This window comes from Plantibacter sp. AC185 (assembly GCF_979258065.1).
The window spans coordinates 73,026-92,414 of sequence record NZ_OZ409831.1; the positions used below are offsets into that span (position 1 = coordinate 73,026).

At 70.4% G+C, this 19,389-nt stretch carries 15 protein-coding genes; 5 read left to right on the top strand and 10 right to left on the bottom strand.

Features of this window, described 5'->3' with window-relative positions:
- Positions 1-39: 39 nt before the first annotated feature.
- Positions 40-699, bottom strand: coding sequence for a ThuA domain-containing protein (locus ACZZZB_RS00325; RefSeq protein ID WP_463528696.1), 660 nt, complete (start codon positions 697-699; stop codon positions 40-42).
- Positions 700-911: 212 nt separating this feature from the next.
- On the opposite strand from ACZZZB_RS00325, the gene ACZZZB_RS00330 reads away from it, so the two are divergent.
- Positions 912-2,267 carry an O-acetylhomoserine aminocarboxypropyltransferase/cysteine synthase family protein gene (locus ACZZZB_RS00330; RefSeq protein WP_463528697.1) on the top strand — a complete coding sequence of 452 codons (1,356 nt, stop codon included), beginning with the start codon at positions 912-914 and terminating at the stop codon, positions 2,265-2,267.
- Complete coding sequence (locus ACZZZB_RS00335; RefSeq protein ID WP_463528698.1) at positions 2,264-3,595, top strand: LLM class flavin-dependent oxidoreductase; 1,332 nt, start codon at positions 2,264-2,266, stop codon at positions 3,593-3,595. Before ACZZZB_RS00330 ends, ACZZZB_RS00335 begins: the two co-directional genes overlap by 4 nt.
- 12 nt (positions 3,596-3,607) lie before the next feature.
- On the opposite strand, the gene ACZZZB_RS00340 is transcribed toward ACZZZB_RS00335, so the two are convergent.
- Entirely contained in the window at positions 3,608-4,594 is a 987-nt protein-coding gene (locus ACZZZB_RS00340) for an NAD-dependent epimerase/dehydratase family protein (protein ID WP_463528699.1), read from the bottom strand.
- Positions 4,595-4,705: 111 nt separating this feature from the next.
- The gene (gene arfB, locus ACZZZB_RS00345) at positions 4,706-5,128 is read right to left on the bottom strand and encodes an alternative ribosome rescue aminoacyl-tRNA hydrolase ArfB (RefSeq protein WP_124769279.1); all 423 of its coding nucleotides are present in this window, start codon (positions 5,126-5,128) and stop codon (positions 4,706-4,708) included.
- A 79-nt stretch (positions 5,129-5,207) separates the two neighbouring features.
- Between arfB and ACZZZB_RS00350 the strand changes: the two genes are divergently transcribed.
- Positions 5,208-6,215 (top strand): diacylglycerol/lipid kinase family protein, encoded by a 1,008-nt coding sequence (locus ACZZZB_RS00350; protein WP_463528700.1) that lies wholly within the window; start codon positions 5,208-5,210, stop codon positions 6,213-6,215.
- 7 nt (positions 6,216-6,222) lie between these two features.
- Here ACZZZB_RS00350 and ACZZZB_RS00355 read toward each other — a convergent pair whose 3' ends face one another.
- From ACZZZB_RS00355 to ACZZZB_RS00385, 7 genes are all read right to left on the bottom strand, one after another.
- Entirely contained in the window at positions 6,223-6,939 is a 717-nt protein-coding gene (locus ACZZZB_RS00355; RefSeq protein ID WP_463528701.1) for a cyclodeaminase/cyclohydrolase family protein, read from the bottom strand.
- A 30-nt stretch (positions 6,940-6,969) separates the two neighbouring features.
- Positions 6,970-7,980, bottom strand: coding sequence for a LacI family DNA-binding transcriptional regulator (locus tag ACZZZB_RS00360; RefSeq protein ID WP_192017997.1), 1,011 nt, complete (start codon positions 7,978-7,980; stop codon positions 6,970-6,972).
- A 49-nt stretch (positions 7,981-8,029) separates the two neighbouring features.
- On the bottom strand, positions 8,030-10,282 hold the full coding sequence (locus ACZZZB_RS00365) for a beta-L-arabinofuranosidase domain-containing protein (RefSeq protein ID WP_463528702.1): 2,253 nt from the start codon (positions 10,280-10,282) through the stop codon (positions 8,030-8,032).
- A gap of 2 nt (positions 10,283-10,284) precedes the next feature.
- Complete coding sequence (locus ACZZZB_RS00370) at positions 10,285-12,645, bottom strand: beta-glucosidase (RefSeq protein ID WP_463528703.1); 2,361 nt, start codon at positions 12,643-12,645, stop codon at positions 10,285-10,287.
- The gene (locus ACZZZB_RS00375; RefSeq protein WP_463528704.1) at positions 12,642-13,535 is read right to left on the bottom strand and encodes a carbohydrate ABC transporter permease; all 894 of its coding nucleotides are present in this window, start codon (positions 13,533-13,535) and stop codon (positions 12,642-12,644) included. Before ACZZZB_RS00375 ends, ACZZZB_RS00370 begins: the two co-directional genes overlap by 4 nt.
- Positions 13,535-14,494 carry a carbohydrate ABC transporter permease gene (locus ACZZZB_RS00380; protein WP_079705845.1) on the bottom strand — a complete coding sequence of 320 codons (960 nt, stop codon included), beginning with the start codon at positions 14,492-14,494 and terminating at the stop codon, positions 13,535-13,537. The genes ACZZZB_RS00375 and ACZZZB_RS00380 overlap by 1 nt, the downstream gene beginning before the upstream one ends.
- Before the next feature lie 82 nt (positions 14,495-14,576).
- Complete coding sequence (locus ACZZZB_RS00385) at positions 14,577-15,836, bottom strand: ABC transporter substrate-binding protein (protein ID WP_463528705.1); 1,260 nt, start codon at positions 15,834-15,836, stop codon at positions 14,577-14,579.
- A gap of 258 nt (positions 15,837-16,094) precedes the next feature.
- Here ACZZZB_RS00385 and ACZZZB_RS00390 point away from each other — a divergent pair, with 258 nt between their 5' ends.
- On the top strand, positions 16,095-17,093 hold the full coding sequence (locus ACZZZB_RS00390; protein WP_463528706.1) for a LacI family DNA-binding transcriptional regulator: 999 nt from the start codon (positions 16,095-16,097) through the stop codon (positions 17,091-17,093).
- Positions 17,094-17,146: 53 nt separating this feature from the next.
- Positions 17,147-19,357, top strand: coding sequence for an alpha-galactosidase (locus tag ACZZZB_RS00395; protein ID WP_463528707.1), 2,211 nt, complete (start codon positions 17,147-17,149; stop codon positions 19,355-19,357).
- The last annotated feature ends 32 nt before the right edge of the window (positions 19,358-19,389 follow it).

Consider the following 19,389-nt stretch of genomic DNA (forward strand, 5'->3'; position numbering starts at 1 on the left):
TCGCGACACAGACGAGGCCGGTCGAGGATCCGTGACGGATCACGCGGACGGTGCCCGGGCCGCCCACCGTGCCAGCGTTGCGAGCAGGGCACGGTGCTCCGCCGAGGCGTAGGAACGCTCGTCGTGTCCGAGTGCGTCGACGGCGACGCGCGAGGGCCCCACCTCGCGGACCCACACCGCAGGGAACCGCTCGCCGTCGACGTCGTGCTCGGCGACGGTGGTGCTCCGACCGACGGGTTGCAGCCGCAGGTACTGTTCGTCGTCCACCGGGATGTCGGCGAGCGGTCCGCCGTCGGGAGACGCCAGGCCGCGGACGACGGTCGGGCCCATCGGCGGATGCCAGGACACACCGGGTAGCCAGAGCGCCCCGATCGTCGGCGCCCAGTCCGGGTAGTCGCGGAGTGAGGCGAGCGCCGCGTGCATCGCGAGGACACCGATCCCCCGACCGAGTGCCTCCGCGAAACCGTCGATCGCGGCAGCAGGCGCTCGGCCCTGATCCTCGGACCGCCACGGGTCGCCGGCGTTGACCACCAGGAGCTCCACGCCCTCGAGTCGCGTCATCGCACGGTCGACGTCCTCGTCGATCTCGACCGCGAAGCCGGCCGTCTCCAGGACCTCCGCGATGAGCGGGCTCGTGCGCGCGTACGGGTGCCACGGATCCGCGTACCGACCGCTCCCCGATGCGATGAGTGCTTTCACGGTTCCCCCTCGTCCGATCCGTCGGCGCCGGTCGATTGTGTCCGCGGCCGACGCCTCTCCAGGGTACGGGGCCTCCCCCGACGGCGGGGTCGCCGGTCAATTGTGTCCGCGCATGTCGTCGTCACCTGCGCCCGCCCCGGTCCCGACCGTAGAGTGCCTGTCACCGACGCCGGGGCGTCGACGAAGGCCGAGCTGACGGAGAGGACGAGGCGATGTACGAGCGGGACCGAGGGGGCTTCAGCACCCGACAGCTGCACGCCGGTGGTGCACCCGACGCGCCGCTCCAGCCGCGGGCACTGCCGATCTACGCGAGTGCCGGGTTCGTGTTCACGGACTTCGATGAGGCGGAGCGGCGGTTCGGACCGGACCCTGGTGGATACAGCTACAGCCGGGTCGGCAATCCGACGATCGACGCCGTCGAGCGCCGTCTCGCCGCGTTGGAGGGTGGTGTGGACGCGCTGCTCCTCGGCTCCGGACAGGCGGCCGTCGGCGTCGCGCTGCTCTCCCTGCTCGAGGCCGGCGACCACCTGCTCACCGCGCCGAGTCTGTACGAGGGCTCGCGGAGCCTCTTCACGGAGAACTTCGGCCGGCTGGGGATCACCACGAGCGAGGTCGCCGATCCGCTCGACGCCGACGCCTGGGCGCGTGCCATCCGACCCGAGACGCGCGCGATCTTCGTCGAGTCCATCCCGAACCCCCGCAACGACCTCACGGATCTCCGTCTCGTCGCCGACGTGGCCCATGCGCACGGGGTCCCGCTCGTCGTCGACAACACCTTCGCCACGCCCTACCTCCTGCGTCCCATCGAGCACGGCGCCGACATCGTCGTCCACTCGGCCAGCAAGTTCCTGGCGGGCCACGGCACCGTGCTGGGCGGCGTCGTCGTCGACGGCGGCACGTTCGACTGGGCCGCTCGCGCAGACCGCTACCGACACCTCACCTCGCCGCTCGCCGCGCTCGGCGGGCTCAGCCACGTCGAGGCGGATGGGCGTGCAGCGCTGGCCGCCTACGCACGGGCATCGGTCGCACTGCGTCTCGGCCCGACGCCCTCGCCGTTCAACGCGTTCCTCATCGCACAGGGCATCGAGACGCTGTCACTCCGCGTCCAACGCCAGAGCGAGAACGCCCTCGCCCTCGCGGCGTGGCTGGCGGGACGGACGGAAGTGGCCTCGGTCGACTACTCGGGGCTCAGCGACAGTCCGTTCCGAGGCCTGGCGGACCGGTACCTGCCGGATGGACAGGGATCGGTGTTCTCGTTCACCCTGCACGGCGGACGGGACGCAGCGCGGACGGTCATCGACCACGTCGGCCTGTTCACGCGGATGACGAACCTCGGCGACGTCCGGTCGCTGATCCTCCACCCGGCCTCGACCACGCACGCCCAGCGTTCGGCCGAGCAGCTCGCGGCGAGCGGCATCGGCCAAGGACTCGTGCGGATCTCCGTCGGCATCGAGGACGTCGCCGACCTCATCGCGGATCTCGCCTCGGCGTTCGACGCGCTCCCGGTCCGGGAACCGTCGACGAGCACCGGCGCGAGCGTAACGGCGGACGAGGCGGTCGCCGCGTGAGCGCCCGGCAACGCTTCGGCTGGTTCCTGTCACGTGGGTTCGGTCCGCACGGTTGGGGGCATCCGTACCTCGACTGGGACTACCGCTGGCGGGAGCCCGCGCTCTACCAGCAGGCCGTGCGCGAGCTCGAGCAGGCGGGTCTGGACCTCCTGATCATCGAGGACGCCCTCTCGCTGGGGAATCCCGAGACGCTCGACCTCCGCATCCGCGGCGCCTACGGCGGGCCGAAGCACGACCCACTGAGCCTCGCCCCGTTCCTCTTCGCGGTGACGGAGCGCATCGGCATCATCCCGACCGTGAACCCGTTGCAACTGCCGCCGTACCAGGCGGCACGGCAGTTCGCGACCCTGCAGCACCTCAGCCGCGGACGGTTCGGGGTGAACGTGGTGACCGACGTCGGCAGCAGCCGTCACTTCGGCGAGCCGGTCGTGCCGCACGACATCGCCTACGAGCGGGCGGAGGAGTGGCTGGACGGCGTGCGCGCGCTCTGGCGGAGCTGGCGACCTGGCGCGTACGTGGGCGACACCGCCTCCGGACGCTTCGCCGACGGCCGCCACCTCGACCGCGTCGAGCATCGCGGCGCACACTACGACTTCGACGGGCCGCTCAACGCCCTCCCCTTCGACGAGGACTCCGGTGGGGAGCCCGTCATCGTGTCGCCGGGCTCCTCGCCGCGAGGGCTCGCCTTCACCGGACGACAGTCGGACGTCCAGCTCGCCCTCGCACCGCTCGACATCGCGAGCCTCCGTGCGTACCGGAGGCGGGTCCTCGACGCCTCGGCTGCCGTCGGTCGGGACACCCCTCCCGCGATCCTGTTCGTGTTCAAGCCCGTCATCGTGTCGAGCAGTGCCGAGGCCGATCGACTCGTCGCGGCCTCGGAACAGCCGGACGATGAGACGCTGCGCTCCGTCGCACTCGCGTGGTCGAGCGACCTGGAGACGGACCTCACCGCGCTCGACCTCGACCGACCGGTGGACCCGGCCGTCTTCGGCGACCACGTGTCGCGCGGCAGCCTCGACGCGTTGCGCGGCCGGCACGAGTCCTTCGCGGCGGTGACGCTCCGGGAGCTGCTCGTGCCGAAGGCACGACTCGGGCGGATCACCGACGGCAGCGGTGTCGTCGGCACGGCGGCTGAGGTGGCCGACCACATCGAACGCGCCGGCAGTGAAGCGGACAACGACGGGTTCATCTTCTCGGGTGACCTCCACCCGGTGACGGTGCACCGCATGCTCGACGAACTCGTACCGATCCTCCGGCGCCGCGGGATCCTTCAGCGTCCGAAGGTCGACGCACCGCACGGGCTCCGGAGCTCGTTGCAGGCCCCCTGAAGGATCGCGTCGTCAGCGGCTCGTGTTCAGGGCTGCTCGTGGTTCGGGCAGGTCCACCTCCCCGCGGGCGACGAGCGAACGGACGGACTCGAGGACCGCCTCCGTCGAGGTGTAGGCGGGTTCGTATCCGAGCAGCGACCGTGCCTTGTCGATCGACGCGCAGTGGCTCCGTACCAGGTGCTCCCAGGTGGTGTCGGCGTGCTCAGTCGGTGTCTCGGCTCGGAAGTGCTCCCAGGTCACCGACTCGAGCTCGGCCGAGCGTCCGAACCAGCCGGCGACGACGTCGGCGTAGCCGCGGACGGTCACCGCGGCGGCCGAGGTCACGTTGAGGTCCTCGCCGGCGACACGGTCCCGGTTCGCGACGGCGAGCTCGAACCCCTGCGCGACGTCGTCGGCGTGCACGTGGTGCAGCAGCTCGGCACCGAGCCCGGGGATGCGCAGCGGTGAACCGAGTGCGAGGGTCCGCCAGACCCCGAGGTCGAGGTTGCCCAGCGGGTTGATGGGCACCCACCCCGGTCCGACGATGTGTCCGGGATGCAGGGAGGTCGTCACCAGTCCTCCGTCGGCGGTCTCCTGCTGGAGCAGCCGGGCGATCTGGTCCTTCTGGACGCCGTAGTCGCCGAACGGCGGCGTCCCGGAGCCCTCGACGATGGGGACGGACGCGCTGGGACCGTAGCGCCAGATCGATCCGCAGTGGAGCAGCTGACCCATGTTGCCGCGCAGTCCCTCGACGAGCGCCGTCGCCGAGGCGACTGTGAAGCAGACCATATCGATGACGACGTCCGGGCCGAGGTCCGCGATGCGTCGCGCGAAGACACCGTCCCGGTCCTCGGCCTCCCGATCGGCCCGGACCCGCTCGACCTGGTCCCACTCGGGCGCGTCCGTGTACGGCGAACGATCGCCGCGGCTCACGCTCACGACCTCGTGGCCGGCCCGGACGAGTCGCGGGACGAGGAAGGTGCCGATGTGGCCGGTCCCGCCGATGACGACGATGCGCATGGTGTTCCTCCGTTCGCGCACGACGACGGCGTCGACGGGTGCGCTCTCCGGGAACGCTAATGGACCGGACCGTCCGACGCACGCCCTTGCGGGAGGCGACGGTGTGACCCGCTAGTCGTCGGAGGGACGTCGCCGTTGCTGCTTGGTGGCGCTCCGCTGCTGTTTCGCGGCGAGGTGGCGTCGCGCCGATCCGCGGGTCGGACGCGTGGGCCGGCGCGTCGGCGCCGGCGGCGCGAGAGCCGACCTGATGCGTGTCGCCAGCGCTTCGAGTGCGAGTTCGCGGTTCCGGAGCTGCGATCGCTCGCGGGAGACGGTCACGGTGATGGCTCCGCCGACCAGCCGGGCGCCGAGCCGCTCGAGCAGTCGGTCGCGCTGCTCATCGGTGAGGACGGCCGACTCGCCCACACTCCACGTCAATTGGACACGGCTGTCGGAGGTGTTGACGTGCTGTCCGCCCGGGCCGGACGACCGGGAGAAACGCCACTGCAGTTCGGCTGCCGGGATCATCAGTCCGGGCGACACCTCGAGGTCCATGGGGCAAGCGTCTCACGAACCCGCGGCACAGCTCGCGTCCACCGCTGGTTCCGAGCCGGTGCCTCCTATCCTTGACGCTGTGAACGATGCACCAGCCGAACGCGGACGTCGACGCGCAGCCGTCGTCGTCAATCCCTCCAAGGTCGACATCACGGTCCTCCGCTCGGTGGTCGCAGCCGCGGAGTCGACGCACGGACTGGCACCCTCCACCTGGCACGAGACGAGCGCCGACGACGACGGCCGGGGTGCGTCCTCGGCCGCGATCGCCTCGACACCCTCGGTCATCCTGGTCGCGGGAGGTGATGGGACACTGCGGGTCGCCGCCGAGGCCATCGCGTCCACCGGCATCCCCCTCGGGCTGGTCCCGGCCGGAACGGGGAACCTCTTCGCCCGAGCGCTCGGCCTCCCGCTGGGGGACCTCAAGCGGTCGGTCGACATCGCCTGCTCAGGGCGTGACCAGGTGGTCGACGTCGGCCAGGTCAGTCTCGGGCGCAGCGACGGCACGAACCGGGACGAGGTCTTCCTCGTCATGGCCGGCATCGGCCTCGACGCACACATGGCCGGCCACACCAATGAGCGGCTGAAGCGACGGATCGGCTGGCTCGCCTACTCCGACCCGATCGCGCGGAGCATCATCGGCAACCGGCAGTTCGACCTGCACTATCGACTCGACGACCGTCCGGAGGCGGCTGCCCGAGCGCACACGATCATCGTCGGGAACTCCGGCACGCTCACCGGTGGGGTCCTGCTGCTCCCCGAGGCCGTCGTGGACGACGGCCTGCTCGATGCCGTCATGTTGCGCCCTGGCAAGGGTCCGGGTTGGGGGAACATCGGCTACCGCCTGACGTTCAACCGGATGCTGCACCGCACGCGGTTCGGCCGGTTGGTCGGACGACTCTCGCCCAAGGCACGCGCGATCAGCTACGCACAGGCACGGACGATGCACCTCAGACTCGCGGAGCCGCAGGAGATCCAACTGGACGGCGACTCGCACGGTTCCGTGATCTCGGTCTCGCTGACGAACCTGCACCATGCCCTGATCGTCCGGGTTCCGAGCGGCCCGGCTGCGCGCCCCGGCGGGCGCTGACCACCGGCTACGACGCCGCGTCGGTGGGAGCGGCCTCGGGGTCGATCGACGCCGCGAGCCGGTCGATCCGCTCGAGGGCGCGGTCGAACACGGGGACGAGTTCCCACAGGCGCGGCTCGTCGGCGCGGATCTCCTCGAGGGAGCCGTGTGCGCTGCGGACCGAACCGAGATCGAAGCTGACGTTGGTCCGCGCTCCCGTGATCGCCGCGCGGAGTGCACCGATCGCCACCGCCACGTCGGCGATCAACGCCGGGTTGCCGTGCTCGGTCAGCCACGCGAGATCGTCGATCGCGTCGACGGCATGCTCGCCCAGCCGCGCGGAGGCCGCGGCCGCCTCGATGGACGCAGCACGGATCGCCTCGTCGCGTTCGACGCCGGCCGGCAGACGGAAGGCACTGCCGAACGCCCGCGAGGCATGGGCATCCTCGTCGGCAAGACGCAGCGCCAGCTCGGAGCGCGCCTCGGCGCGAGTACGGAGTGCGGCGATCGTCACTTCGGCCTCGGCCTCGGACCCGTTCTCGTCCTGCCCGTTCGCGTCCTCGGTGGCGTGCGTGGCTCGGGTGTAGCCGGCGACCATCGCGGTGAGGCCGGCGGCGATCGCCAGCATGAGTCCGGATGCGGCCCCGCCGCCGGGGTTCCCGGTCGCCGTGCCGAGCGCCTGCATCCACGTCGACACGCTCGAGTGCTCCGTCGACACCTCGTCGGTGTCCGCTGATCCCGTCATGGCGACCATTCTCCCGCGTCCGCGTCCGCGTCAGCTCGAGGCGCGGACGATGAGTTCGGTCGGGAACTCCGCGCGGTCCCCCGGGTCCGTCCCGGGCTCCGCCTCGAGGACGAGCTGGACCGCACGCGCGGCCATCGCGCGCATCGGCTGTCGCACGGTCGTCATCGGCGGCGGCATCAACCTGGACTGCGGGAGATCGTCGAAGCCGACGACCCGGATGTCGTCGGGGATGCGGAGCTGTAGCTCTTCAGCGGCGCGGTAGACGCCGTAGGCCATCTCGTCGTTGCAGCTGAAGACGCCGATCGGGAGCCCGCCCTGCCTGAGCAGCTTGCGCACGGAGACGAACGCACTCTCCGAGGACCAGGGCGACGAGATCTCCTCGACCGTCGCCCCGTCGGCGTGCCGTTCGACCGCCGCTCGGAAACCGGCCTCCCTCGCACGGCCGAACCGGTACTTCGGCCGGCCGGTGATGATGAGGAACCGACGTGTCCCCCGCCGGGCGAGATGCCGACCCGCGTCGAAGCCGCCCTGCCAGTCGGTGGACCCGACGCTCGGCAGACTCCGCGCCGGCTCCGCACGCGGATCGAGGAGCGCGACGGGGATGTTGGCCGAGGCGAGGATGTCGAGCTGGGAGACGTTGGGACGGATGAGGCACACGACGACACCGGCAGATCCCCGCGCACGTGCCCGACTGGGCCAGTCGTCGACCATCGACTCGCTCTCGGGCGTGAGCACCAGGTCGTAGTTCGCCGCAGCGGCCGCCCGCCGCACACTCGTCACGACCGTGTTCGCCCAGGGGTCGTCCCACTGACTCATCGCCAGGTCGAGCAGGCGCGGGACCGAGCGAGGTCGGCCGCGACGTTGTGCTGCGCGGTCGTAGCCGAGGTCGTGCGCTGCAGCGAGGATGCGGTCACGGGTGTCCGGGGATGCATGGCGCTTCCCGGCGAGCACCCGGGAGACGAGCGACACCGAGCACCCGGACCTCGCGGCTACGTCCGCGAGCGTCACGCTGAGGTCGTCCTGCTCCGGCGTCGTCGTCATGGCTCCATGGTCCCGCATCCCGGGGTGCTGCGCGTGCCCACCCCGGTGGTCAGACTCCCTCGGCGGTCAGCACGCGGAGCTCGGTGCACCGCGGGGTCTCGCGATCCGGCTGCGCGACGAGCGCGAACCGCCGGACACCCCACCCGGCGCTGGTGGGCGTCAGCGGGTACTCCGCCCACTCCAGGTCGTCGTCTCGCCCGCCCTCCTGCGGAGCGACCGGCGTGCCGTCGATCTCCAGGGTGAGACCGTGGCCCGCCGGGTCGTGCAGCCAGGTCACTCTGACGACCCGGCCGAGGAGATGCGGGTCGACGAGCGTCACGGACAGACGCTTGGCCGTGCTCCGCCAGCGGACACCACCCACCGCGCCGCTGGCGCTGGCCACCCCCTCGAACGCGTGATCCGCCTCCGGCTGCTGCTCGCCCAGCGCGACCCGGTCGACCGTCCGTCCGTCGATGCTCGCGGCGCGTCGGTCCCGTTCGACCAAGGCGGTGCGGCGCCGAGCGACGGCGTCCTCGTCCGCCGTCGACGCCACGGGGAACGTGACGGTGTACCGCGCGTCGTGCAGGCCTGCGAACGGTTCCAACGGGATCGGTCCTCGGTCGGAGTCGATCCGGAGTCGCCCGTCGGCGTCCCGGTAGGGCACAGCCGACCGCGGGACGATCGGTGCCGAGGCGAGCGGGGTGAGCGGGCCGACGGCGGTGTGCGGGGCGTGGGCGCGGCCGGCCAGCACCACGTCGGTCGGCAGCGACTCGCCACGGGCAGCCAGGACGGACGGACCCCAGAGGAGCGAGGTCCAGTCCGAGCCGTCCGGATACGGTTCCGCACGACCGCCCATGGGGAGCTCGAACGACACGGTGTCGCCGTCGCTCCACTCGCGATCCACGACGAGGTGGCCGCGTTCGAGTCCGGCGGTCACCGGAGCGCGGTTGACGAACACCTCGGGTGTCGGAACACTCCACCCGGGGACTCGGACGCGGAGCCGGAACCGCCGCGGACCGGTGAGCCCGAGGGTGAGTCTGACCACGCCGTCGGAGGGGAAGGCCGTGCGTTGCTCCAGCTCGAGACCGAGTTCCGGGATCCGCACGACGGAGGGCGCGAAGAGCTCGACCGACAGCGTGTCGTCGTCGAACCGGTACAGCGACTCACCGTGTTTCGCGTGGCTCTCCAGGCCGGTCCCGACGCAGCACCAGAAACTGTGCTCCGGCGAGGAGTAGACGCGGTAGTGGTCGGGTCGCATCGAGGTGAAGTAGACGAGCCCGCCGTGCTCAGGGTGCTGCGATGACAGGAGGTGGTTGAAGAGGATCCGTTCGAGCGCGTCGGTGATCGCCGGGTGGGACTCGTCGGCACTGAGCCGTCGGCCCAGCTTGATCAGGTTGTAGCTGTTGCAGGTCTCCGGGCCCTCGCGGTCTTCGGTCATCGGGGTGAAGTCGTCGATGGCGTGGAAGTGCTCGCGGACACTGTTGCCGCCGATCGCGACCGTGCGCCGGGTCAGGATCGTCTCCCAGGCGAACCGGGCCGCGCGGGCGAGGGCCGGATCAGCACTCCGAGCGGCGAGGGCGGCGAACCCGACGAACTGCGGGATGCGGGTGTTGGCGTGCAGGCCGGTCAGTTCGTCGGAACGACGCGACAGCGGTCCGCTGAGGGCGGTCGACGTGAAGCGGGCTGCCATCGCGAGATGGCGGGGATCGCCCGTGAGGTCGAAGAGGTCGACGTACGCCTCGTTCATCCCGCCGATCTCGGTCTCGAGCATGAGCTGGAAGTGCTCGTCGTCGATCCCGGCGGCGAGCTCCTCCCACCACGTGGCGAGGCGCAGGACGACGTCGCGTGCCACCTGATTCCCGGTCAATCGGGCCGCGTCGATGAGACCGGCGTACAGCTTGTGCAGGTTGTACCAGGGCACCCAGCGGCCGGCGCGGAACGTCGATTCGGTGATCCCCGCTGCGACCTCGGCCCAGAGCTCGGCACTCCGAGGGACTCCACCGACGTACCCGGTACCCAGGTGGTCCTGTGCGCGGACCAGTTCAGCGACCGTGTACTCCAGTCGGGAGCGCAGGACGTCGTCCCGGGTCGAGGCGACCATCAGGGAGCAGGCCGAGAGGTAGTGCCCGGCGGTGTGGCCGTCGAGTCCGCGCACCTCCCAGTCGTCGTAGGACGCCGCCCGGGGCTCCAGGCCCGCCTCACGGAGGAACGGGGCGAGCAGACGATCGGGCTCGAGGGCTCGCAGGTAGGCGCGGTCGGCCTCCTGCGCCTGGAACAGGGGCCCACCCGTGAGGGTGACCTGGGAGATCGGGACGAACGGCATGGTCAGGCCTTCCTCGCGACCGCGTCGACACGCCGCCAGTCCACGCGGAGCTCGCGCGGCCCGACCAGCTCCCGCCTGCTGCCGGTCACCTCGATCGTGTGGGTGAGCGGACGCTCGAGTGCCGACGGCCCGGCGGACAGGACGTACGTCCCCGGTTCGATCACCCGACGGCCGTCGACTCCGGTGAAGGACAAGCGATCGGCCGACACCGAGAAACGCACCGTGGCCGACGTCCCGGCAGCGACCGTGAGGCGCGCGAATGCGAGCAGCTCGACCGAGGGACGCACGACGGAGGCGACCGGATCCGTGCCGTAGAGCTGGATCACCTCGACGGCGTCCTCCACACCCACGTTCTCGACCGTCACATCGACGAGGACCTCGCCGTCGACGGCGAGCTCCGCTGCACTCGTGAGCGATCGGTAGCGGACGTCCCCGGCGGTGATGCCGTGACCGAACGGGAAGAGCGGCGTGGGGTCGAGCACGCTGATCCCGCGGTACGCCAGACCGAGCGGCGGCTGCAGGTACGTGCCCGGCATGGCCGGCGAGCGAGGGATCTGCACCGGGAGCCGTCCGCTCGGCTGCACCCGGCCGGACAGCAGCCCCGCGACGGCCGCCGCGCCCTCCTGACCGGGGAAGAACGCCTGGACCAGTGCATCGGCCCGGTCGTAGTCCCCCAGTGCGTAGGGTCGCCCGGACAGCACGGTCAGGACGACGGGCGTCCCGGTCGCGAGGACGGCGAGCACGAGGTCGTGCTGGCCCCCGGGGAGGCGCAGGTCCTCGGCGTCACAGCCTTCTCCCGAAGTACCATCGCCGAACAGGCCCGCGATGTCGCCCACGGCCAGCACGACGACGTCGGCTGAACGGGCGGCCTCGACGGCGGCCGGAACGTCCTCCTGACCGGTCTCGGTGATGCTGCATCCCGGTTCGACGACGATGTCAGCCGCGGGGAACTCGGTACGCACCGCGTCCAGGATCGTCGGGATGGTGATGCCGAGATCGTGCCCGGGGTGCTTCGACAGCACGTGGTTGGGGAACGCGTAGCAGCCCACGAGACTGCGGAACTGGTCGGCCGCCGGCCCGATCACGGCGATGCGCGCGGCGGTCTGGAGTGGGAGGACGGCGCGGTTCCGGAGGAGGACGACCGACTCCTCGGCCAGACGCGTCGCGATGGCGCGGTTGCGGGGGCCGTCGAGATCGGTCGATGCGGCATGCTCCGGCACGAGCGGACCCCCGTCGAGCAGGCCGAGCTCGATCTTCTGCCGCAGGTGCCGGAGCACGGCCCGGTCGACCAGCCGCTCGTCGAGCGCCCCGTCCTGGACGAGCCCGACGAGGACGGCGCCGTAGCCGGCGGTCTCCGGGAGCTCGACGTCGATCCCGGCGGTGAGGGCGAGCGCGCCGGCTTCCGCCGCGTCGCTCGCGACATGGTGCATGGTCGCCAGGAACGGGATCGCCCAGTAGTCGGCGACGACGGTGCCGTCGAAACCCCAGTCGTCGCGCAGGATGCCGGTGAGCAATTCGACACTGGCACCGGCGGGGACGCCGTCGAGATCGGTGTAGGCGTTCATCACGCTTCGCGCTCCCCCGAGCCGGATCGCCGTCTCGAACGGCGGAAGCACGACGTCGGCGAGCTCGCGGCGCCCCATGCTCACCGGGGCGTGGTTCTTCGCGCCTCGGGACGCGGCGTAGCCGGCGAAGTGCTTGAGCGTCGCCACGACCCCGGACCGCTCGAGACCACGCACGTACGCGGCGCCGAGCTGGCCGACGAGGTAGGGGTCCTCTCCCAGCGTCTCCTCGACCCGGCCCCAGCGGTAGTCCCGGACGACGTCGAGGACCGGCGCGAGTCCCTGATGGACACCGACCGAACGGAGGTCGTCTCCGATCGCCTCAGCCATCCGCTCAACGAGCTCCTCGTCGAACGAGGCGGCCCAGGCGAGCGGCGTCGGGAAGGCGGTCGCACCGTACGCGGCGAACCCTGTCAGACACTCCTCGTGTGCGATCGCGGGGATGCCGAACCGGTTGCCGGCCACGACCTGCCGTTGCCGTTCCCGCAGGCGATCGACACCCTCGGCCACCGTCACCGGTTCGGTCCCGAAGATGCGCGTCAACTGCCCGAGGCCACCCGTGAAGTCGCCGGTGGGCGCCGATGTCGGCGCAGCCGGGTCGTCGGAGCCACCCACGCTCGGCGCGAAGTCGCCCGCCGTGTCGGTGAACCAGACCGAACCGAGCTGACCGACCTTCTCCTCGAGGGTCATCTCATCGAGGAGTGCTCGCGCCCGCTCGTCGGGTGACGCCCGTCGGTCGTTCCAGACGCCGCGGACGATGCCCGACGTGGTCGGCGTGACGCCGTCGTGTTGCAGGGTCATCCCTTGAACGCTCCGTCCATGATCCCCGTCACCATGCGCTTGCCGACGAAGATGAACGCGATGAGCAGCGGGATGGTGGCCAGGAACGACCCGGCCATCGCCAGGCCGAGGTCGATCGACCGCTGCGACTGCAGGGCCTTGATCGCGATCTGGACCGTGTACATCTCGGGCGACTTCAGGACGATGAACGGCCAGAGGAAGTCGTTCCAGGATCCGACGAAGCCGAGTAGTCCCAGGACGAACGCCGCCGGTCGGATGACCGGGAAGACGATCCGCCAGAAGATCTGCCAGGTGTTGGCACCGTCGAGTCTCGCGGCCTGGAGCAGCTCGTCGCTCACGGAGCTCGAGATGTGCTGACGCATCCAGAAGATGCCGAACGCGCTCGCGAGGCCGGGGACGATGAGTGCCTGCAGGGTGTCCACCCAGTCGAGCGCGGAGATGATCAGGTACTGCGGGATCACACTCAGCTGCGTCGGCACGGTCATGGTGAGGACCACGAGGATGAACAGCGCGTTGCGGCCGCGGAACTCCAGTTTCGCGAAGGCGAACCCGGCCAGGGCGCAGAGCAGGGCCGATCCGACGCCGATCGACAGCGCGACGATGAGGCTGTTGATCATCGATTGGATGAACGGCACGGTCTCGAGCACGAGCCCAACGAGGTGGAACAGGTTGTCGCCCGGGTACAGCCGCGGTGGCAGGGTGGTCGCCGTCGCCGAGTCCGTGGTCGCGACGACGAACATGAAGTACAGCGGGAACATGCTCACGACGACGGCGCATACGAGGAGGACGTAGGTGTACCAGGGGATGCGGCCGATCCGGCCGCCGTTCCGTTTCCGGCCGACCGAGGTCGCGCTCGCCATCAGCTGGGTGGAGTTGAGCGTCTCGGACATCAGCGTCCTCCTCGGGTGCGGGTGGACAGGAAGAAGTTCAGCAGGGCGACGAGCACGACGATCACGAACAGCGCGACGCCGATCGCCGAGCCGTATCCGAACTCGAACTGGCCGAAGCCCTGCTCGTAGAGGAACAGCGTGAGCGTCTGGCACTGTCGTGCCGCACCACAGGTGAGGCCGGTGGCCGGGTTCACCAGCAGTGGTTCCGTGAACACCTGGAGCCCGCCGATCGTCGAGGTGACGATCGTGAACACGATGATGGGACGCAACGACGGGATGGTGATGTAGACGAACTGCTTCCAGCCGCCGGCGCCGTCGACGGCGGCCGCCTCGTACACGTCACGAGGGATGGCCTGCAACGCCGCCAGGTACAGCAGCGTCGTGTAGCCCGTCCACCGCCAGACGACCATGAGCGCGACGAGGAACCACGAGCCGACCTTGTCGTTGAGGAAGTCGACGTGGTCACCGCCGAAGAAGCTGATGAGGTAGTTGAAGAGCCCGTAGTCACGGTCGAACAGCTGGGCGAACACGATCGTGGTCGCGGCGACCGAGGTGATGTACGGCACGAGCATCGCCATCCGGAACCCGGTGGCGAAGCGCAGGCGGACGTGGTTCAGCAGATGGGCGAGGCCCAGGGCGATGACCAGCTGCGGCACCGTGGAGATGATGAAGATCGCGAAGGTGTTGAGCATCGCGTTCCAGAACCGTGGGTCGGCCGCGAGCCTGGTGAAGTTGTCGAAGCCGATGAAGGTCTGCTGACCGATCGGGTTCCAGTCGAAGAGGGACACCACGAAAGTGAACAGGAGCGGGATCAGGCCGAAGACGGCGAAGATCAGGAAGAACGGGGCGATGTAGACGTAGGGGGCGAAGCGTTCCGGCAGGGTGTTGCGGATCCGCGTCCCGATACCGGGTGGCGACTGTTTCGGCAGCAGCCGAGGTGGGGCGATGTGCGTGGTCACGATGATCCTTCAGGGGCGTTCCGGCGTGCTGCTCGGCCGGAACGCCCCGGGTCGGAGCGGACGGGTGGACGGGGTCGTCGGGTCAGCCGCCGAGGGCGTCCTTCACGGCCTTCATCGCGACGTCCCAGGCCTTGTCCGGTGGGGTGTTGCCGGCTTCGACGTCCGTCACGGTGTTGATCATCGCCGAACCGATCGTCGCCGTCTCCGGACCGTTGAAGAACGGCTTGAACTCCTGCAAGGACTTGCCGAGCACGGCACCGATCTTCGAGTCGCCGAAGAACGGGTCGGTGTAGTCGGCGATCGCCGTGGACTCGTACGCGGAGACCGTGCTGGGCAGGGCGCCGGTGTCGGTGAAGTTCTTCAGCTGCGACTCGGGCGACTGCATCTCCTTGATGTAGGCCCACGCCGCCTCCGGGTTCGCCGCGCGCTTCGGGATGGCGAGGTAGCTGCCACCCCAGTTGCCGGCGACCTTGGGCACCGTCGTCACGCGCCACTGGCCCGAGGTGTCGGGAGCGTCCGTCTTGATGCTCTTCAGCATCCAGGAGGGAGCTGCCATCGCGGCGAAGGCGCCGTTGGTCTTGCCCGTGCTCCAGCCGGTGGAGAAGGCGGGGACGTTCGCGGTGATACCGGCCTCGATCGCCTTGATCGAGATGTCGAACGCCTCCTTCACCTGCGGATTCGTGTCGTACACGAGTTCACCCTCGGGCGTGTAGTACTTCTCGTCGACCTGGTTCACGGTCTGGAAGAAGACCGAGGTGCCGGCGTTGTCGAGGAACGGCTTCCCGGTGGCGGCGACGTACTGCTGGCCGACGGAGATGAAGTCGTCCCAGGTGGGCCAGAGCGCAGCGACCGCGTCCGGTTCCGACGGCAGGCCGGCGGCCTCGAAGAGGTCGGCGCGGTACGCCATCGACATCCCGCCCACGTCGGTCGGCACCCCGATGACGGCGTCGTTCTGGGCCACCGCCTGGTCCCAGACCCACGGCAGGTAGTCCCCGGAGATGTCGTCGGCGCCCATCGTGCTCAGGTCGACGAAGTTGTCGGGGTTCGCGACGAAGTTGGGCATGTCGTCCCCCTGGATGAGCACCAGGTCGGGGACCTTGCCGCCGGCCAACGCCGCGGTGAGCGCCTGGGCGGTCTCCTGCGTGCTGCCGACCTCGGTGAGCTTGACGGTGATGTCGGGGTGCGCTTCCTTGTACTTCTCGACATCGGCCTTCTGGTTGATGCCCGTGAAGGACCAGAACTGGAAGGTCTTGTCATCGCCGCCGCCGGACCCGGAACAACCGGTGATCAGGGCGCCGACCATGACGGCGACGGTTGCTGCTGCTGCAAGACGGAATTTCACTGGAAATCCCCCTCCTATGCGGGATCGTGTTCCGCGGTGTCGCGCTACGTTGCGGTCACCGGCCGGAGATCGCTCTCCGGCTCGCGCCGATGTCGACTGGATCGGGGAGCATCCGGACCGTTCGGGCGTGGTGATCACCATAGGCAGCGGGGTTCCAGGGCACCAGGGCAATATTGCGCAACTCGGAGACCGCTCTCTCGGATTCTGCGATGCTCGTTGCCAGACCACCGGCAGGTGGAGGATCGCAAAGGAGCGAGGATGCGCAAACCGACCCTGGTCGACGTCGCCCGAGAGGCCGGCGTCTCCCGAGCGACCGCATCGCGGGTCCTCGCCGGTGCCTCGACGGTCGACGCCTCGATGGTCGTCGCAGTGCGCGAAGCGGCCGCGAGACTGGCCTACCGCACGAACGTCGCAGCCCGGTCGCTCGCCGGAGGCAGGACGGGCGCCGTCGCGATCGTCCTCGCGGCGGGCGAGCTCGAACCGTTCTCCGGATCGTTCGTCGCGGCACCGCTGAAGGGCGCCACCGCCGCGCTCCTGTCGGCAGCCCAGCAGCCCGCGCTCTTCCTCGCCGACCCGCGCCAACTCGACGCGCTCGTCGCCTACCTGGCGGCGCACTACGTGGACGGGGCGGTGGTGATCCTGCAGCACGAGATCAGCACGATCACCCAGGCGCTCGCCTCGGTGGACCTCCCCATCGTCTTCGTCGGCCGCCCGATGGGTGAGCACACGGAGGACGTCACCTTCGTCGACTCCGACAATTACGCCGGCGGTCGACTCGCGGCCGAACACCTGATCGCGCTTGGCCGCACGCGGATCGGCGTCATCTCGGGCCCCGCCGACATGGCCGCCTCGAGCGACCGCGTCCGAGGCTGGCGGGACGTCCTCACCGAACGTGACCTCGACACCCGCGCGGTCGCCCGAGGCGACTTCACCATGCCGAGCGGGTCGTCGGCCATGGCGCGGCTGCTCTCCCGGTACCCGGACCTCGACGCCGTCTTCGCGGGCTCCGACCTCATGGCGGTCGGAGCGATGCGCGTCCTCGAGGCCAGCGGCCGCACGGTCCCGCACGACATCGCGCTCGTCGGATTCGACGACACGGTCGTCGCGGCCACGGCGGAGCCACCGCTGACCTCGGTCCGCCAGCCGCTGGAGCAGATGGGCAGGGTCGCCGCGGAACTCGTCATGGAGCTCATCGCCGGCCGGACGACCGCTCCGCGCTGGCTCGACACCACGCTCGTCGTCCGGGACTCAGCCTGACCTTCGGCCTGCCCGGCCGTCACACACGCCTCACCGACCGGTTCGGAGGAACCATGTCCGACCTCGCAGCGACGCTCGAACACCGCGTCGTCCATCTGCAGTGCGACGGCGTCTCCGTCGTCCTCGTCCAGCACGGGACCCGTCTCCCGACGATCGCGCACTGGGGTGCCGCCGTCGAGGCCGACGACCTCGACTGGCTGGCCGCGGCCACGGCCACCGTGCGGGGCGACCTCGTCGACGGCTCGGACGCGCCGTACGAACCGAGCCTGTTGCCCGAGCACGCGTCGGGCTGGCCTGGTCTCCCCGGTCTCCGCGCGCATCGCGCCGGGACGGCCTGGTCGTCGCGCTTCGACGTTGCCTCGGTCGAGGTCGACGGGGCGGCCCTCACGGCCGGCGAGGTGCGGCAGTACGGCGCCGCGCTGGTCGAGGTGACCGCGCTCGACGACCAGACCGGCAGCGCTCTCCTCGTGGCGATCGAACTGACACCGAGTGGCCTGCTGCGCACGCGCGTGACGGTCACGAACCGGGGCGACGACCTCCTGGAGATCGAGGGTGTCGTGCCGGCCCTCCCGATCCCGACGTCGGCTCGGGAGATCGTCGACTTCACCGGTCGGTGGGGCAACGAGAAGCTGCCGCAGCGGCTTCCGGTCACGACCGGGACGCACCTCCGCGAGTCTCGGCACGGTCGTCCCGGTCTCGACGCCACCGGGGTCACCGCGATCGGAACACCGGGGTTCGACAGCCGGACCGGTGACGTCTGGCTGTGCCATGTCGGTTGGAGCGGCAACCACACGATCGGCGTCGAGCGCACCGACGGACACCTCGCGTTCCGTGGCGGCGAGCTGCTCCTGCCCGGCGAGGTCCGACTCGGCCCCGGCGAGGACCACCGGACCCCATGGGTGTACGGGGCCCACGGCGTCGGCCTCGATGCCGCTTCGTCGCGCTACCACCGGTGGCTGCGTTCGACCTCGCGGGCGGCTCGGCGTCCGCGCCCCGTCACCCTGAACGTCTGGGAGGCGGTCCTGTTCGATCACGACCTTGACGTCCTCTCCGAGTTGGCGACCCGGGCCGCGGCCATCGGCGTCGAGCGCTACGTGCTCGACGACGGATGGTTCCGCGGACGTCACGACGACACCCGCGGCCTCGGCGACTGGACACCGGACCCCGAGCGTTGGCCGGACGGTCTCGCGCCGCTCGCCGACCGGGTGCGATCACTCGGCATGGAGCTCGGGCTGTGGTTCGAACCCGAGATGATCAACGAGGACTCCGACCTGGCACGGGAGCACCCGGACTGGATCCTCCGGGCGAGGGACGAGCTCCCGTCGCCCGTCAGACATCAGCACGTGCTCGATCTCGGCAATCCGGCGGCCTTCGACCACATCCTGCAGGCCATCGACACACTGGTCCGCGAGCTCGGGATCGCGTACCTGAAATGGGACCACAACCGCGACCTCGTCGATGCCGGGCATCCGTCGACCGGGCGGGCAGCCGTGCATGACCAGACCGAAGCCCTCTACCGGCTGCTCGACGAGCTCCGATCGCGGCACCCGCACCTCGAGATCGAGAGCTGCGCCTCGGGTGGAGGCCGCATCGACCTCGGCATCCTCGAGCGGTCCGATCGCGTCCACACCTCCGACAACCACGACCCGATCGAGCGGGCCCGCATGCTCCGGTGGACGGGGCTCCTCGTCCCGCCCGAGATGCTCGGGTCGCACGTGGCCTCGGCCAGATCGGCCACGACCGGACGCACGCACACGCTCCACACCCGGTGCGCGATCGCGCTGCTCGGGCACTTCGGTGTGGAGTGGGACCTGCGCGAGCTCGACGATGCGGATCGGACGACCCTCGCCAGATGGATCGCCGTGTTCACGCGTCATCGCGGACTCATCGCCACCGGCCGCGTCGTCGGCGACGGCGAGTGGGACGACGACGCTCCGACCCTGCGCGGGGTCGTCGCGGAGGACGGTACCACCGCGCTGTACACCCTCGTGACTCCCCCGCGGTCGGCCGACTCCCGTCGTCGGGTCCGCCTTCCCGGACTCCGCCCGGACGGTCACTACCGCCTCGCCGTCGCGCAGGACGACTCCCTCGGCCCGCGCTGGGTGATCCCCCGGTGGCTCCGGGATGCGCCGCCACTCGACGCCGACCCGGCCACGCTCGCGGCGGCGCCCGTGCTGAGCGGTGGCCAGCTCGCCGTGATCGGCCTCGACCTCCCCACCTTCCAGCCCGACCGCGCGATCACGATCCTCGTGACCGCCGTCTGACCCACGACCCGCTGCACAGAACAGGACCACAT

What these genes read in the sequence shown, in the direction of transcription:
- ACZZZB_RS00390 (WP_463528706.1), top strand. Translation starts at nt 16,095, where the DNA reads ATGCGCAAACCGACCCTGGTCGACGTCGCCCGAGAGGCCGGCGTCTCC.
- ACZZZB_RS00330 (WP_463528697.1), top strand. Translation starts at nt 912, where the DNA reads ATGTACGAGCGGGACCGAGGGGGCTTCAGCACCCGACAGCTGCACGCC.
- ACZZZB_RS00355 (WP_463528701.1), bottom strand. Translation starts at nt 6,939, where the DNA reads ATGACGGGATCAGCGGACACCGACGAGGTGTCGACGGAGCACTCGAGC.
- ACZZZB_RS00375 (WP_463528704.1), bottom strand. Translation starts at nt 13,535, where the DNA reads ATGTCCGAGACGCTCAACTCCACCCAGCTGATGGCGAGCGCGACCTCG.
- ACZZZB_RS00365 (WP_463528702.1), bottom strand. Translation starts at nt 10,282, where the DNA reads ATGCCGTTCGTCCCGATCTCCCAGGTCACCCTCACGGGTGGGCCCCTG.
- ACZZZB_RS00395 (WP_463528707.1), top strand. Translation starts at nt 17,147, where the DNA reads ATGTCCGACCTCGCAGCGACGCTCGAACACCGCGTCGTCCATCTGCAG.
- ACZZZB_RS00340 (WP_463528699.1), bottom strand. Translation starts at nt 4,594, where the DNA reads ATGCGCATCGTCGTCATCGGCGGGACCGGCCACATCGGCACCTTCCTC.
- ACZZZB_RS00360 (WP_192017997.1), bottom strand. Translation starts at nt 7,980, where the DNA reads ATGACGACGACGCCGGAGCAGGACGACCTCAGCGTGACGCTCGCGGAC.
- ACZZZB_RS00370 (WP_463528703.1), bottom strand. Translation starts at nt 12,645, where the DNA reads ATGACCCTGCAACACGACGGCGTCACGCCGACCACGTCGGGCATCGTC.
- arfB (WP_124769279.1), bottom strand. Translation starts at nt 5,128, where the DNA reads ATGGACCTCGAGGTGTCGCCCGGACTGATGATCCCGGCAGCCGAACTG.